Raw genomic sequence first — 14,970 nt, forward strand, 5'->3', positions numbered from 1 at the left:
TCAGGTGTTAATGAAAGGAATGATGATATGAAATCCATTATTAGAGTCATGTTGTTCAGTGTTTTTATTGTCATGAGCCAAGTGATTCAGGCACATCCTGGTCATGATGATTCACATTGGGCGAGTGATCTTATTCATGTTTTAACCGTATTGGCTGTGGGAAGTATTATTGTGGGCGGCTTTGTTTATAAGCTGTTACTACGTCGCCGTAAACAACTTGAGCGAGAGGAGATTAGTCATGATGCATAGTGTGATAAAAACATTAGATAAAGTGATCGGCTTTAAAACGGCACAGGCTCATTGTGACATCCCGTGTAAAATTTATGATCCTTCTACCGCTCAACTAGCGGCGCTGAGCTGTGTTCGCCTTATGGACTTGATTAAAGAAGTAGAGGAAAAAGAGTCATTAAGTGTGACTGATTTTGCCCAGATCTCTCGTTTGGTTAGCGAAAAAGAGTCAGCTTGTACGGAAGTGAAAGAAGCTGTTCGGATTATTTGGGGTGATTATTTTAAAGCGCCGCAATTTGAGCAAGTTCCTAATGTCCATGACTTAGTTCATTCCATCATGTTGCAAGCTTCAAAGTGCAAACAGGGAATTGATCGTGCAGAAGGGGAGAAGTTGGTTGCTTTAGTGAATAACTTTGCAGAAGCCTTTTGGTTTACGAAAGATGTTCTAACTTATCGAGCACCTTGTCCTTATCCACCTATGTTAGATGTGGTTTATCCAGATCTAAAAAATTAAAAGCCGTGTTTCAAAAAAATTAATTTAGTAAAGAGATTGCATAAAGGAGTGGTCATGCTTCATTTAATTAAGGTGCAAGGCGAAAGTATGGCTCCATTTTTAAATGATGGGGACTTTGTGTTTACCAGCCGTTGGCATAAAAAACTCAAAATAGGCCATCTTGTCGTAGTTGATCATGCTTTGTACGGATTTATTATCAAAAAAGTATTGCACATTGCCCCAGATGGTCAGCTTTGGTTGGGGGGGGAAAGTAATAAAAGTCTGCAGTCCGAACGAATTGGGTGGGTGTCTCCAAGGCGTGTTGTGGGAAAAGTCATTCATCGAATTTGTGCTACATAATTGGGTGTACATAAAATAAGACACTTTTAAAAAACTAGCTAAAAATTGCTTTCTGCTTTGATATTGGTCTTAGGCCTGTTTTTCTCTAAAATCCACGCCCCTGTAATACCAATAATTGATTTATCCGAAGAGAAATTCATGTCGACAGCAGAACTACCAAAAATGAAAAAACATACTCGTCTTGAGGATGTTCAAGCAGTAATTCTTGGCACCTTGATAATTGCATTGGGTGTGAACCTTTTTACTCATGCAGGTTTGTTAACGGGTGGTTCTGCTGGATTAGCTTTTTTGATGAAGTATTCAACTCCTTTGACTTTTGGTCAGGCATTTTTCTTGATCAACCTTCCTTTCTATATTTTGGCGATTCTGCATTTTGGTTGGGAATTCACCATCAAAACTTTCCTTTCAGTATTTTGTTTGTCGGTTTTTGCTGATATCACGCCTATGCTGGTTACCTTCGATAAGGTTAATCCATTTTATGCCAGTATTGCGGGTGGTTTTTTGATGGGGGTGGGCTTTTTAATGCTATTCCGCCACAACGCTAGCTTAGGTGGTATGAATATTTTGGCACGTTATTTAGCTGAAAAATATGGTATTTCCATGGGGAAATTCCAGATGGCTGTTGATTGTATGATTGTGCTGTTGTCTGTTTTTGTGGTGGATTACACCTTAATCATTATCTCGTTTGTTGGTGCCATTGCTTTAAATATGATTATCGCGGTAAACCATAAACCAGGGCGTTACATGGGGACTGTTTAAGTAGCATCATAAATACCTATTTAAGAGCAATTTATATTTTAGTGGCATAGTGTAGTGGTCAAGTAAAACTGGCCATCGCTTTGTAAGGTGCTATTTGGCAAAATTATCTTTCTTACTTCTTTCCTCAAAGAGTTGGTAGGGTATCAGTGCTATTGTTCACTGTGTCTTTTTCAAGGACGTTTACCGTAGAAGGCATTACTTAGTAGATTATGTATAGCATTTGCTTCTATAGGTCGAGGATTCCAATAAGGCGAGGCACATGCTATTTCGACAGCCAAATTTATATCAGAAGCATTCATCCCTATTTCTTTGAGAGACGTTGGAGCGCCATGTTGAGCTGCTAGATCGTAAAGACCTTGTGCTGCATTACTAACCCCTAATGCTTTGGCGACTCTTGCCATTACTTCAGTTGTAGCGCTCTCATTGTAGGCAACTGCATGGGGAAGAATTACGGTGTGCGTTTCAGCATGAGGAAGGCTAAAACTGCCGCCTAGTGTATGACAAAGCTTATGATGAATAGACATACCTACTGCTCCGAGACACGTTCCGCAAGCCCACGCACCGAATAAAGCATCAGAGCGAGCCGTGCTATCTAGTGGGGAATGGTAAATAATCGGAATTGCACGTGCCAAAGCTTCTATTCCTTGTTCGGCTAACATAGAGATAAAAGGATTGGTGTCTTTAGAGTAAAGGGCTTCGATAGCATGAGCTATCGCATTCATAGCTGATGTGATTGTTATAGGTACCGGTAGCGTTTTAGTTAACTCTACATCATAGATAATGACTTCAGGTAATACCTTAAGGGTACGCTGAGTTGTTTTCACTCCATTCTCAGTTTGACCAATGATTGGAGTCGCTTCAGAACCTGCGTAGGTAGTTGGAATAACTATTTGTGGTAGGTTTGTATTAAGAGCTATTGCCTTTGCTAAACCTATAGTGGAACCGCCCCCGATGGCAATTATACAATCAGCTTTAGTTTCCATTACTATTTTCAGTGCGTCATTTGTTACTGTGATAGGAGTGTGCATCACTGCACCATTAAAGCAACCAACGGAAAATTCTCCTAGTAGATTAGAAACTTGACTGGCTGCCTTATGTTGGCCTGCTGTAGATAAGACTAGTCCGCGATTTTTTCCTAGCAGTCTTAGTTCGTCTTTAATTTGATATAAAGTATTGGAGCCAAAAATCACGCGTGATGGAAGAGCGTTGTAAACAAAAGGTTTCATGAATTATATATCTCTATATAGTTGAAATAAGTTGGGAGAGACTGTTCTTATTGCTCTGAATCTAATGCTTGGTTTTCTAGTCTATCTATTTGGTGCATTGGCTCTGATATGGAAAGAGTTTGAAGGTTCAACCGATAAGGACTTGATTGAAACCGTAACGGGTGCCAAAAGTATTTAATGAATAAATAAAAAAGTGCCTATTTATGAAGTGACCTCATAAAGTTAGACACTTTTTTATCAATAAAATACTTACATCAGTAGCATAAAGGTTCCAGCAATCGCAATACCGGAAATCCCTAACCAAATGACTAAATACCCCATGATGTCACGTGCAGAAAGCCCTGCTACGCCTAATAATGGTAACGCCCAAAATGGTTGAATTTGATTTGTCCAACCGTCTCCCCAAGTAAAAGCCATAATGGTTAGGGCCGGATCCGCTCCCAACTCATAGGCTGCTTGCATCATAATTGGACCTTGAATCGCCCATTGACCACCACCAGATGGAATAAAGAAATTTACAATACCTGCGCATAAGAAGGTAAGTACTGGAAATGTCTTGACCGTTGCTACCGATATAATGGCATTGGAAAAAATGGTGACTAATCCAGCTTTGGTCATCATACCTGCTATGCCGGCATAAAGCGGGAACTGGACAATGATACCTCGTCCAGCTTTTACCGCTAACTCAGCAGCATGAAGATAAGATACGGAGTTTCTATGAAGTATTAATCCTAGCGCCAGAAAGATTAAAATCATGCTATTTAGATCAAGACTAAAGCTGCCGTTGATGATTTTAGCGATTAAATAACTTGCGGCTAATAATCCTAAAAACAAAGTGGGTAGTCGGCTGTGCTCGATCCAGTCAGAAAAGCACATTTTTCCCTCAAATGCTTTTACTTCAATATCGTCATCTTCCTTATCGTCTAGCAAAATGATTTCTTTTGGTTGCTTTTGTAGCATAAAAAAGGCAATCAATAAGACCAAAAGGACGATGGTTAGCGCTATATTCCAGCTTGAATATAGTGTTTGTGATACAGGTACAATCCCGATTGATTTCTCCATAAAGTGGCCAGGAGTTGCAATAACCAAAGGGATGGAAGAAGAAGGGCCACGTACTAACTCGCCGCCATAAGCTGCGGCGACAATGAGAGGGAAATGTACTTTTACACTACGCCCCATTGCTCTTGCTAAAATGGCGCCCGCCACCATACCAAAGCCCCAGTTTAGGTAATAGCAAACGAAGCTAACTAAGATGGTAAGGGCTAACGCTTGTTTGGGCGTGCTGGCCTGTTTTGCCAAAGCATTGAGTGCATTTTTTACAATTGGTGTCATTGCTAGAACATAGCCAGTCAATAAGACTAGGACCATTTGCATCCCGAAGGTAAATAATTTGGAAAATCCATCTCCCCAATAACCAACCATAGCCATGGGGCTTTGGCCAGCAATAGCAATTCCTAATACGAAGGTGATGGCTGTGAGTATGACAGCGAGTACAAAAGCACTTGGCAAGTATCGCTGTACAATACGCACGGAAAAATTGGTTATTGCTTCCATAATATTATTCTCTTTTTATTAGATGGTTATGTATCAATAAAAGTGATGGCTACAGTTATTTGTGTTCGCATTGCGAATTTATCTTTGTTATGCGAACAAATTTAATCAATGTAACGGTTTTGATCAAGGTTAAAAGCAAATTAATTTAAAATAACTTTTTGTTAGTAGCTCACTTCGGTTGTATTTCTTGTTTTTTTGTATGAAAGCGCCCTTGTTTTATGATGTCTTAAGGTAATAAGAATGAGTAAGCTCAGCCTTTGAGCTTACTTTTTGCTTCACCGGTTGTTCTTAAGGGACTATCACAGTCGAAACTAATAGTTAAAGTTCTGTATTTTTATCATTTTTGTGTCTTCTGGTTGCTTAACTCATGCTGGCGTTTCCTAACTGAGCCTCGCTCAGGTATTATTACGCCAATCAAAAAGACAGAGGAAAAGAGTTTGGAATTACTCAAAGTAGACAACCTTAACCCCTACCTAGATGATCTTGTCGAATTGTTATGCGATGCCGTCGATTCAGGTGCGCCAATTGGTTTTTTACCGCCAATGAGTGAATCCGAAGCGAAAGCTTATTGGTTGTCTATTAACGATGATTTGCAAGCCAACTCCCGCCAAGTTTTATTGATCCGTGAAGACGATAAAGTAGTTGGCAGTGTGCAAATTGCCATGTCACCAAAAGCCAATGCATTACATCGTTGTGATGTGGAAAAGCTAATGGTTCATACTCAAGCGAGAGAACATGGCTTGGGCGGTATGCTGATGCAAGGTGTTGAGCGCGTTGCGGCATCGATGCAACGACAGCTACTAATGCTTGAAGTTAGAAGCGATGACATCGCTCACGACATGTATGTCAATATGGGCTATATTCCGTTTGGTGAAGTGCCTGGTTACTCTCGTAGTGCGAACGGCATGTTGCATAACGCGACGTTTTTCTACAAAGAAATTGAAACCACCCACGAAGTATTCTCTTAAATTTAATTAACAAAGCCATAGGCGATACCCTTGAGACTTGATTTTTATTTATCCCACGTGACCGAGTTGGCACGTAAAGCTGCAAAAATTGCAGCATCAAAAGGCCGTGTAACTGTAAATGGTGAAGTGGTTAAAAAAGCCAATTACACCGTACAAGAGGGGGATCAGATTTGCCTTGATGATACCCTTTTGGCATGGCCATCTGAGGGATACTATTTACTGCATAAACCTGCGGGTTATGTGTGTGCTACTCAAGATCCAGACCACCCAACGGTGCTGGATCTTTTGCCTTCTCATCTAGGGCAAGAGTTAAAAATTGTTGGTCGTCTAGACAAAGACACTACTGGCTTATTGCTGCTAACCACAGACGGTCAATGGCTGCATCGAATTACCTCACCACGTAATGCTTGTAACAAACGATATCGTATGATGTTGGCTGATCCAATTAGTGATGAAGATTTGAAACAATTAGAAGCAGGTGTGATGTTGAACGGAGAGTCACAACCAACATTACCTGCGGTAGCTGAGCGTATTAGCGATTGTGATATTTACCTGACGATTCAAGAAGGTAAATATCATCAAGTAAAACGCATGTTGGCAGCAGTAGGCAATAAAGTTGAAGAGCTTCATCGCGATCAAATTGGTCCGTTGTCACTGGATGCCGACATACCGGCTGGCGAGTTCCGTGCGTTAACAGAAGATGAAGTGCTTTACTTTTAAACAAAGCTTTAAGAGAGATTGAAAAATGAAAGAATTATCGATGGAAGAACGCGTTCAACTTTTAGTTGCGCCTGACAGCGAACGCTTAGCGTATTTTGTTGAGCAAGTAAAAGCCACAGAGCTAGTCTGGAGTTTGAGTAACGAAGAAGGTTTCGTCATGGTTGAAACTGACGATGGCGATTGTGTGATGGTTTGGCCAGATGCAGAATTTGCCAGCCAGTGGGCTATTGAAGATTGGGATGACTGTGAGCCTGTGTCTGTTTCCCTTGAGACGTTCAAAACTGAATGGCTACCAAGCCTTGTGGCAGACAAGATTACTGTAGCCGTTTTTCCGAATATTGAAGACGAGGGTAAGCTATCGACAGCGGAAGAGTTGGCTGCGCTGTTGGCTTGATCTTGGAAATAAGTATTTATAATTAGCCGCTTTCTTATTGGTTTTTCGTCATGAGGAGCGGTTTAGTTTTTATTAAAGTGTTATAGATATTTTTATAGTAACGGGACAATACAAATAAGGACTTAACTCCCCCATGAGCAAACGTCAAAACCACCGTGAAGAAGTCTTTGTTAAAATATTAGAAGCCGCTGAAATTGAATTCGGCTTAAAAGGCTATAACGGTGCCAGCCTTCAGCATATAGCTGAACGCGCAGGTTTACCCAAGCCAAATATTATTTATTACTTTCAATCTAAAGCTAACTTGTACAAGCAAGTACTTGATCAGACCTTGATGGGTTGGAATGATTTGTTTGATAAGGCGACTATCAACGATGATCCAGCCGTTGTATTGGACAGTTTTATCCGCGTTAAACTTAAGCAAAGCTTTGACAAAGGGGTTGCTTCTCGTTTGTTCGCTATGGAAGTGATTGGTGGAGCACTGCATATTGGCGACTACCTAAAAGAAGAGTTACAGCCATGGTTTAAATCTCGCGTAGCCTTGCTTCAATCTTGGATGGATGCAGGAAAAATGCGTCAATGCGACCCTGCTAGTGTCATCTACATGATTTGGGCAACCACTCAGCATTACGCAGATTTTGAGGCGCAAGTGCTAGCCTTAAGCGGAATTGAATCCTTGGGAGATGAAGATTTACAGCGTATCGGTGATACTGTGAGCGGTATTATTCTCGCAGGTTGTGGTTTAAGTCTGCCTAACACGAATTAATATCTGTTATTTCGCGTCTTCTCTCAATTGATGGATATGTTGAACCAAAGCCCGTAATTTTGCGGGCTTTGCTGGTTTTGCCATGTAGGTAATGTTCTGTTGCTTACATTGCTCAACTAATTCAGGATCGCGTAAGGCGGTGATCAACACTGCTGGAATGCTTTTTCCAGCACGGGCTCGAAGTGCTTTAATCAAAGACAAGCCATCTTTATTATCATCAAGATGATAATCCACTAATAGTAACTCTGCTTCTCCTTCTGCATCTAAGGCATCATTAAAGCGGTTAAAGGTGCGACAATCACATTGCCAATGAGTTAACAGCGTATTCATGGCGATGAGGTTATTTTTTTCGTCATCAATACACCAAACATAGCAATGAGCCAGTTTTTCTTGTTGTGTAATTGTGGCTTGAGAGGTTGAAAAATCAATAATGTGATCACTTTGAGCCAAAGGAATACCGATGCTAAAGCAGCTACCTTTGCCAGGTATAGAATGTATTTCGGTACCTAATCCTAGTTGTTTCTGCATCCGACGAACTAACCCTAGTCCTAATCCCATGCCGGGCTCTTGGGTATTTTCCCAGCGATAGAAGTCATCAAATATTTTCTTTTGCTCGGTGGCTGGTATGCCAACACCCGTGTCCCATACTTGTAAATACACGACGCCAGCACGTGGTCTTACACTTATTAATACGCGTCCTTTTTGCGTGTACTTCACCGCGTTAGAGACAAAATTTTGAATGATTCGGCGTAAGTAAATAGGATCTGTATGAACTCTAAAAGGCCTTAAATGTGTAGTTAAACGGATGTTTTTACTGTCTGCGATAACTCCAAATTCAGCAACAATAGGAGCGAGAATATCTTGCAGATTACAATCCACTAACTTGGGTTGAATGGCACCTTGGTCTAGGCGGGCGATCTCAAGTAGGGTTGAGATAAGTGCTTCGGTTGATTCTAATGAATCGGATAATTTTTCAATGACTTGGTTGGTGTTGTCTGGCAACTCTGTGGATTGCAAAATCCCCATATAGAGCTTGGCGGCGTTTAATGGCTGTAAAATGTCATGGCTGGCTAAGGCGAGGAACTCTGTCTTTGACGCATTGGCTTGCTCGGCTTCTGCTTTGGCGCTGATCAGAGCTTTTTCAGCCTGATTACGTCGTTCTATCTCTTGCATGAGTTCGTGGTTAACGCCTTGCACTTCTACCGTACGAGCTTCGACACGCTTTTCTAAGTCTATGTTGGCTTCTTTTAAGGCTTGCTGGCTTTCAATGTGTTCAGTGACATCGGTAAAGCTGGTTACAAAGCCTCCGTCAGGCAGAGGATTACCCACCATTTCGATGACTCGACCACTGGCTCGACGACGTAAGAATCGGTGCGTGCTACCTTTTTTAAGATGCTCTAAACGCTTGTTAACCAGTTCTTCTATGTCACCTACGCCACACTCGCCGCGTTCAGCATTAAAGCGGATTAGCTCTTCCACTGGCAACCCAACAGTCAACATACCTTCAGGATAAGGATAAAGAGACAGGTAGGTTTTGTTCCAAGCGACAATACGTAGGTCTTTATCGACCACACTAATGCCTTGGTCTAAATTATCCATGGAAACGAAGAGTAAGTTTTGGCTAAACTGAATGGCTTGGGTAGTTTCATCCAAGTAAGTCACCATTTCTTCTACCTTGATTTGTTTATCAATCAAGATGGAATTAATGATGGTGCGAGCCGAAGAACCGCCTAACACACCACCTAAAATGCGTTCGCAGTAGTCAACAAATAAACGATTTGGAGAAGCATTTGGTGGGATAGTTTGGCTGTAATCTTGTTCAAAGTTCGACAGAACTTGCTGGCTCTTTTGTTTGCCCAAAAAAGTTTCCAGCAAAACAAAAAAATCGCCATTAGTAGCCTTGCTCTTGGGTTTGAAGAAGCCTTTTTCCAGCTCTGTGGTTGGGCTAACAAAAGCGGTGGCTTGGATACGGTCTATCAAGCGCTCGGTGGATAATAAAGAGCCAACCACATAGCCAAAAATATTCGCTAGTAAGCTGATAAAAGCGCCGTAGCTAATAAGTTCTGAGCGCGACTGGGCATTTTCTAAGTCCCAATCCATATTACCTGTTAGAGGCAGCATCATGAGCAATACCCAACACAAGAAACCGAAGGTTAAGCCTGTATAAACGCCATGGGCATGGGCGCGTTTCCAATAAAGACCACCTAGTACGGCAGGCATAAGCTGTAACACGAGAGAGAAAGCCAATATGCCTGTGTTTGCTAATGACTCAGCATTGGCCATTTTTTGATAATATAAAAACGATAACAGCAATATCCCCATCATGGCTAAGCGGCGAATTAGCAATATCCGACGACGATATAGAGGCAAGGCTTGTTGCTGCGCGCTGGCTCTAGCCAACATCAGAGGTAAGATTACGTCGTTACTGATCATGATGCTTAGGGCAAAAGTAGCGATGATAATCATCGCAGTAGTAGCCGACATTCCACCTAGGAAAATTAACATTTGCAAAGGAAGGTTATCAGACGTTAAGGCGAACTGAATGACATAAGTATCAGGGTTTATATCAGCAGAGAAAAGATTCTGACCTGCAATGGCTATTGGTGGAATGAGGACTGCAAAAATCAGTAAATATAAAGGGAATAACCAACGCGCCATGTTGGATTGACGATTATTTTGATGGTCAACTACGGTGACATGGAACTGGCGAGGCAAGCAAATCACCGCCGCCGCCGACATGAAGGTTTGCATTAGAAATGTGAAGGACAAAAACTGCTCAGGGTTCCATACCGTGAAATCGACATTTTTGCTGAGTTTGTTTATATCAAACTCTTGAGTCATAAGAACCGCAACAATACCCACTGCAACAATAGAGATAAGTTTAAATAAGGATTCAGCACCAATCGCTAGCATCATACCTGAACGATATTCAGTAACTTCGACTTTTCGAGTGCCAAATAGCATGGCGAAAATACCAATTAAAATAGTCGCCACTAAGACAACAAAACTGGTTGAAGACTCATCCTGATTGACAAAAAGTGCAAAGTTTGAGCCGATGGCTTTTAGCTGTAAGGCAATGTAAGGAATTACCGCGAGCATACTAATCAGTATGACCAAAGGTGCGGTCATTGGGCGTTTGCCATATCGAGAAGAGATAAAGTCAGCAATAGAAGTGATGTTTTGTTTACGGCTGACCGTAATCATCTTTCTGAGTACAGGAAAGGCAAATAAATACAGTAAAATTGGGCCAAGAAGAATGGGTAAATAACTCCAGCCCGACCGTGAAGCCTCACCAATCGAACCGTAAAACGTCCATGCTGTACAGTATATAGCCAGTGATAAGCTGTAGACCAACGGATGACGAGTCAGTTTTTTTGCTGTTGGACTTTCTTTGTCGCCCCAAATGGCGATCCAGAATAGACCGAGAACATACAGAATGGCTAACAGAATCCAGAAAACAGTCATTGAATAAATCACCTGAACTTAGGCTGATACGTCATTATTGTTTGTCTTAAGACTTTTGGGTCTTATTTTTATATAAATGTAACACAGCCGATACAACAATCCTCTACGACTTAGGTCGCGTAATTCATAAGGAAGGTTGTTTTAGTGAGAGATTATTTCACATCAAGAAATACTGTTTATTTAGTAAGAGATTCTTGGTGAGTGGAAACTAATGCTAAACTTGTTTTTCTTCAGTTGACTACTTATTAACGTTAGGCGGTACGATGATCCAACTTCCTTTAAATGACGATATCAAAGCGTTTCATGCGCATCTTTATTACTGTGACGAAGCGGGTGTTGAACTGGCCAAAATAGTAGCTGAGCAAGCTAGTGAGCTGTTCGAAATTCGTGTTGGGCGTTTCCATCAAAAGCCAGTAGGGCCGCATCCTGTTTGGAGCTGTCAGCTTTCATTCGCTGCAGAAACCTTTGGTAAGATCATTCCATGGTTGATGTTAAATCGCCAATCATTAGATGTTTTCGTCCACCCACTAACAGGTAATGACTATGTTGATCATACTCAAGGGGTTAGTTGGTTAGGTAAGTCTTATGTGCTTGATACTTCTCAGTTCATGCCGCCGAGTGTATGAGTTTTGTGCAAACTGATGAATAAATGGAGTACTAAGAAGTAATGGAAATCCGATTAGCTAATTTACAAGACGCCAATGCCATTGCCGATGTCGCTTCGGCATTAGGTTACCAAAATACGGTTTCAGAAAATCTTGCTATAAAGCGTCTTGAGCGATTGCTTTTATCTAGCAATGATAAAGTCTGGGTCGCTGAATTCAATGGGCAACTGATTGGTTGGCTACATGCTCAGCATGCCTTTCGAGCGGCTTCTGCGGACTTTATAGAAATCCTAGGTTTGTCCGTTGCGGATCAAGCAAGATTAAAAGGCGCGGGGCGAGCTTTGGTCGAAAAAGCAAAAGAATGGGCTTTAGATGAGAAGATAGTATTACGAGTTCGTACCAATGACACACGCGATGGCGCGAAAAAGTTTTATACCTCGTTAGGTTTTACGGCTACAAAAATTCAATCTGTCTTTCAACTTTAGGATTGGCCTGCAATTTTTGGATTAACTCGCTGATCAAATTTCGCTTTAAATTTGATCAGCTCGGATTATTTTTGCATTTTTTTCAAAATATTTGTCAAATATCCCTTTAAAAATCGTCGAACGTACCAAACTTCTAGGGTTATACGGTAGTTATTGAGCTTATGGGACGTTATCATAATGCCACAAACTATTGTTTGGGTTCGTGTTGTGGCGGTGTAACGCTTATTGTTGAAATGTAAGATTTGCTTGTATCAAGCGCTCGTTCCCTCATTATTTATTATTGGTTCATTAGGAGAATACAATGCAAATCACAGAAAACACCGTTGTTAGCATGCACTACACGTTGACTGACGAACAAGGCCAAGAACTAGATTCTTCTGTTGGTCAAGAGCCTTTAGTGTTTCTAAGTGGCGCTCAAAACATCATTGATGGTCTAGACAAAGCGCTTCAAGGCAAAGCTGCTGGCGACAAGCTTGCTGTTTCTGTTGCTCCTGAAGACGGCTACGGTGCTGTTCATGAAGAATTGATTCAAAAAGTACCGACTGAAAATTTCCAAGGTGTTGACGAAATCCAAGTTGGCATGCAATTCATGGCACAAACTCCAGGTGGCCAACAGCCAGTAACCGTTATCGCAGTAGAAGACGATGGCGTGATGCTAGATGGTAACCATCCTTTGGCGGGTAAAACATTGAACTTTGATGTTGAAATCATTGAAGTTCGTGAGGCGTTGGCTGAAGAACTAGAGCATGGACATGTTCACGGCGCTGGTGGCCATCACCACTAAGCACTAAATAATTAATTAAGCGGCTTCTGACTTATGTTTTAGAAGCCGTTTTTTTTTGCATTTAATAATTTGATAGTTAACTTTGCGAAGTCTCTACTTTGCCAAATTCCTAGAAAGGCAGAAAGATAAGTGTTTAAATATCGCCCAAATCTACATTGTGGCGATTTTGCTACTTTTTTAATAATGCACCGCAATCTAAAAGGGACTTGAGATGAAAAAGACGTTATCTGTGTTTTTGCTTTTTTTAAGCCATTCCGTTTTCGCGTTAGACTTGGCTAAATATCCAACGGAATTAACTTCTGGCGAAGGTGTAAACGTCGTCATTGCGCCGACCACTGACAATAAACAGGCTTTGGTGAAAGTAACTGGCGTGAATCACGAAATTGATGGCGTGGTTTTTCTTACCGAAATTAACAAACAGGGCGATGATCAAAGGCTCAAATACACCTTTGATGGCTCAAAAAGATCGTTGATTTATATCGCTAATAACTACGGCTGTTGCTCTTATGCCTTATATTTGCCAGACACCAAAGATGGTATTTACCTTGGCAAAAAAGATGAAGCGAAAGCGGATACCGTTCAAGCCATTTCTGCACTTTATGACCAGCAATTAAAGCAAGGTGTGCAAGAAAAATTAGCGATGTTTAATCGTGAAAAACATTTAGCGTATCAAAAAAACAAAATACAGGAAGCCGATGACAATGTCGCTAAGCAGTGTGGTACAGAGATACCAACCAAAGTAGATTGGAATAAAATCTCTGACAGTGATTTGGGTACTTATGCCATTGCCGCTTATTGCGCACAAGTATCATCAAAAGTGGCTGATCAATGTGCGGCAAAACCAGCCTTCAAAGAAACAGCGAAAGATTTTAAAGCGATTAGCTGTGACTTTACCGATGAGCTTAAGTTACGGCTTAATGATCAAGTATTGAATTTTAAAACCGCACCTAAAGCACCAAATCAAGGTCAGTTTATCGAGGCTTACTTAAACAACATGTAATCGCCTTTCAAATCAGAAAAGCACTGCGCACGAGCAGTGCTTTTCTATACGGTAATTTTTATGTCTCATGATGCATTTTTTGTACTAAAAGACGCGGTTCTTTCCTGTCAGCATTGCGCTGATGTTCTGCCTTATCCCCCCAAGCCGATTCTGCAAATACACCCTAATGCAAAACTATTAATCGCTGGTCAAGCGCCAGGGCAAAAGACGCATGATATTGGTCGGCCATTTGATGACCTAAGTGGCGAACGCTTACGTGAATGGCTCGGGTTATCTGTTGATGAATTTTACGATGAGCAGCAAGTCGCTATCGTCCCAATGGGGTTTTGTTTTCCTGGGAATAGTATTCATAAAAGCGGACCGTCAGCAGGAAAGAAGTCAGGTGATTTACCGCCACGCCCTGAATGCTCGATCAAATGGCGAGAAGCTGTGCTTAATCAGCTGACTAATATTGAGTTAACAATTGTCTTAGGCGCTTATGCGCAAGCCTACCATTTAGGTCAGTCTGGTAATGTGACTGAGCAAGTAAAGCAATGGCGTTATTGGCTAGAGCAAGGCAAATTAGTATTGCCTCACCCCAGTCCAAGAAACAATCGCTGGCTCAAGCAAAATCCTTGGTTTGAGGCTGACGTTTTGCCTGAGCTGAGATCACGGATTAAAGGCTTACTTCAGTTTCCCTCGTCATAACATAATGCTCTATGCCATCTTCCATGTAGGGTTCGGATACTGTAATAAAACCGTGGGATTGATAAAAGCGTTCAAGGTGAGATTGTGCGCCAATTTTAATCGGACTGTCTGGCCAAAGGTTGAGGGTTTCTTTAATCGCATTCGTCATTAGCACGTGACCTAATTTATCTTTACGGCTTTCTTCTGCGACTACCACTCGACCTATGCTGCTATGATCTGGATAACAATCACCTTTTGCCAAAAGCCTTACATAAGCGACCACTTTGTTATCTTGTAAGGCAAACAAGTGTCTCGTATTAGGCAGTGTATCCAAATTATCCATATCAGGAAAAATGCAGTTTTGTTCTACCACGAACACATCACTTCGAAGCTTCAGTAGGTCATATAAGGTGTAATTGGATAGCTCGCTAAATGCCTGACAGTGCCATGTGATCATTTCTTTTTTCCTATTCGAATCTGTTCAATTTTACTGGTCAATA

The 14,970-nt window shown here is 41.4% G+C and carries 18 protein-coding genes; 14 read left to right on the top strand and 4 right to left on the bottom strand.

From position 1 onward, the window contains the following. Positions 1-27 precede the first annotated feature (27 nt). The 4 genes from CCS02_RS00380 (at position 28) to CCS02_RS00395 (ending at position 1,840) form a co-directional block, all read left to right on the top strand. Positions 28-249 (top strand): hypothetical protein, encoded by a 222-nt coding sequence (locus tag CCS02_RS00380; protein WP_100635255.1) that lies wholly within the window; start codon positions 28-30, stop codon positions 247-249. Continuing rightward, on the top strand, positions 239-742 hold the full coding sequence (gene sodN, locus CCS02_RS00385) for a superoxide dismutase, Ni (protein WP_100635256.1): 504 nt from the start codon (positions 239-241) through the stop codon (positions 740-742). The genes CCS02_RS00380 and sodN overlap by 11 nt, the downstream gene beginning before the upstream one ends. 54 nt (positions 743-796) lie before the next feature. Then, on the top strand, positions 797-1,081 hold the full coding sequence (locus CCS02_RS00390) for a S24/S26 family peptidase (RefSeq protein ID WP_048813955.1): 285 nt from the start codon (positions 797-799) through the stop codon (positions 1,079-1,081). Between the two features lie 138 nt (positions 1,082-1,219). After that, positions 1,220-1,840: a YitT family protein gene (locus CCS02_RS00395; RefSeq protein WP_100635257.1), complete on the top strand. Its 621-nt coding sequence runs from the start codon at positions 1,220-1,222 to the stop codon at positions 1,838-1,840. Between the two features lie 170 nt (positions 1,841-2,010). On the opposite strand, the gene CCS02_RS00400 is transcribed toward CCS02_RS00395, so the two are convergent. After that, on the bottom strand, positions 2,011-3,066 hold the full coding sequence (locus CCS02_RS00400; protein ID WP_100635258.1) for a maleylacetate reductase: 1,056 nt from the start codon (positions 3,064-3,066) through the stop codon (positions 2,011-2,013). A gap of 31 nt (positions 3,067-3,097) precedes the next feature. Between CCS02_RS00400 and CCS02_RS22100 the strand changes: the two genes are divergently transcribed. Beyond that, on the top strand, positions 3,098-3,244 hold the full coding sequence (locus CCS02_RS22100) for a hypothetical protein (protein WP_157807957.1): 147 nt from the start codon (positions 3,098-3,100) through the stop codon (positions 3,242-3,244). 71 nt (positions 3,245-3,315) lie between these two features. Here CCS02_RS22100 and CCS02_RS00405 read toward each other — a convergent pair whose 3' ends face one another. Next, positions 3,316-4,620: a short-chain fatty acid transporter gene (locus CCS02_RS00405; RefSeq protein WP_084122045.1), complete on the bottom strand. Its 1,305-nt coding sequence runs from the start codon at positions 4,618-4,620 to the stop codon at positions 3,316-3,318. Positions 4,621-5,057: 437 nt separating this feature from the next. Between CCS02_RS00405 and CCS02_RS00410 the strand changes: the two genes are divergently transcribed. The 4 genes from CCS02_RS00410 (at position 5,058) to CCS02_RS00425 (ending at position 7,465) form a co-directional block, all read left to right on the top strand. Continuing rightward, the gene (locus CCS02_RS00410) at positions 5,058-5,588 is read left to right on the top strand and encodes a GNAT family N-acetyltransferase (protein WP_072837761.1); all 531 of its coding nucleotides are present in this window, start codon (positions 5,058-5,060) and stop codon (positions 5,586-5,588) included. A gap of 30 nt (positions 5,589-5,618) precedes the next feature. Further along, positions 5,619-6,308, top strand: a complete 690-nt coding sequence (locus CCS02_RS00415) for a pseudouridine synthase (protein WP_072837762.1) — start codon at positions 5,619-5,621, stop codon at positions 6,306-6,308. Positions 6,309-6,333: 25 nt separating this feature from the next. Next, positions 6,334-6,702: a DUF2750 domain-containing protein gene (locus tag CCS02_RS00420; protein WP_072837763.1), complete on the top strand. Its 369-nt coding sequence runs from the start codon at positions 6,334-6,336 to the stop codon at positions 6,700-6,702. Between the two features lie 133 nt (positions 6,703-6,835). Next, on the top strand, positions 6,836-7,465 hold the full coding sequence (locus CCS02_RS00425) for a TetR/AcrR family transcriptional regulator (RefSeq protein WP_100635259.1): 630 nt from the start codon (positions 6,836-6,838) through the stop codon (positions 7,463-7,465). A 6-nt stretch (positions 7,466-7,471) separates the two neighbouring features. On the opposite strand, the gene CCS02_RS00430 is transcribed toward CCS02_RS00425, so the two are convergent. After that, complete coding sequence (locus CCS02_RS00430; protein ID WP_100635260.1) at positions 7,472-10,930, bottom strand: hybrid sensor histidine kinase/response regulator; 3,459 nt, start codon at positions 10,928-10,930, stop codon at positions 7,472-7,474. Positions 10,931-11,193: 263 nt separating this feature from the next. Here CCS02_RS00430 and CCS02_RS00435 point away from each other — a divergent pair, with 263 nt between their 5' ends. The 5 genes from CCS02_RS00435 to CCS02_RS00455 all read left to right on the top strand — a co-directional run bounded on the left by CCS02_RS00435 (position 11,194) and on the right by CCS02_RS00455 (position 14,491). Further along, entirely contained in the window at positions 11,194-11,556 is a 363-nt protein-coding gene (locus CCS02_RS00435; protein ID WP_100187396.1) for a DOPA 4,5-dioxygenase family protein, read from the top strand. A 41-nt stretch (positions 11,557-11,597) separates the two neighbouring features. After that, positions 11,598-12,020 (top strand): GNAT family N-acetyltransferase, encoded by a 423-nt coding sequence (locus CCS02_RS00440; RefSeq protein ID WP_100635261.1) that lies wholly within the window; start codon positions 11,598-11,600, stop codon positions 12,018-12,020. A gap of 301 nt (positions 12,021-12,321) precedes the next feature. Continuing rightward, positions 12,322-12,804, top strand: a complete 483-nt coding sequence (locus CCS02_RS00445) for an FKBP-type peptidyl-prolyl cis-trans isomerase (protein ID WP_012069141.1) — start codon at positions 12,322-12,324, stop codon at positions 12,802-12,804. 211 nt (positions 12,805-13,015) lie between these two features. Beyond that, positions 13,016-13,804: a hypothetical protein gene (locus CCS02_RS00450; protein WP_100635262.1), complete on the top strand. Its 789-nt coding sequence runs from the start codon at positions 13,016-13,018 to the stop codon at positions 13,802-13,804. 60 nt (positions 13,805-13,864) lie between these two features. Further along, positions 13,865-14,491 carry a uracil-DNA glycosylase family protein gene (locus CCS02_RS00455; RefSeq protein ID WP_100635263.1) on the top strand — a complete coding sequence of 209 codons (627 nt, stop codon included), beginning with the start codon at positions 13,865-13,867 and terminating at the stop codon, positions 14,489-14,491. On the opposite strand, the gene CCS02_RS00460 is transcribed toward CCS02_RS00455, so the two are convergent. After that, on the bottom strand, positions 14,460-14,927 hold the full coding sequence (locus CCS02_RS00460) for a GNAT family N-acetyltransferase (RefSeq protein ID WP_100635264.1): 468 nt from the start codon (positions 14,925-14,927) through the stop codon (positions 14,460-14,462). The two genes, CCS02_RS00455 and CCS02_RS00460, sit on opposite strands and share 32 nt — an antisense overlap. Between the last annotated feature and the right edge of the window lie 43 nt (positions 14,928-14,970).

Origin of the sequence: Marinomonas sp. ef1, assembly GCF_002806845.1 — a bacterium.
In the GTDB taxonomy this organism is placed as follows: domain Bacteria; phylum Pseudomonadota; class Gammaproteobacteria; order Pseudomonadales; family Marinomonadaceae; genus Marinomonas; species Marinomonas polaris.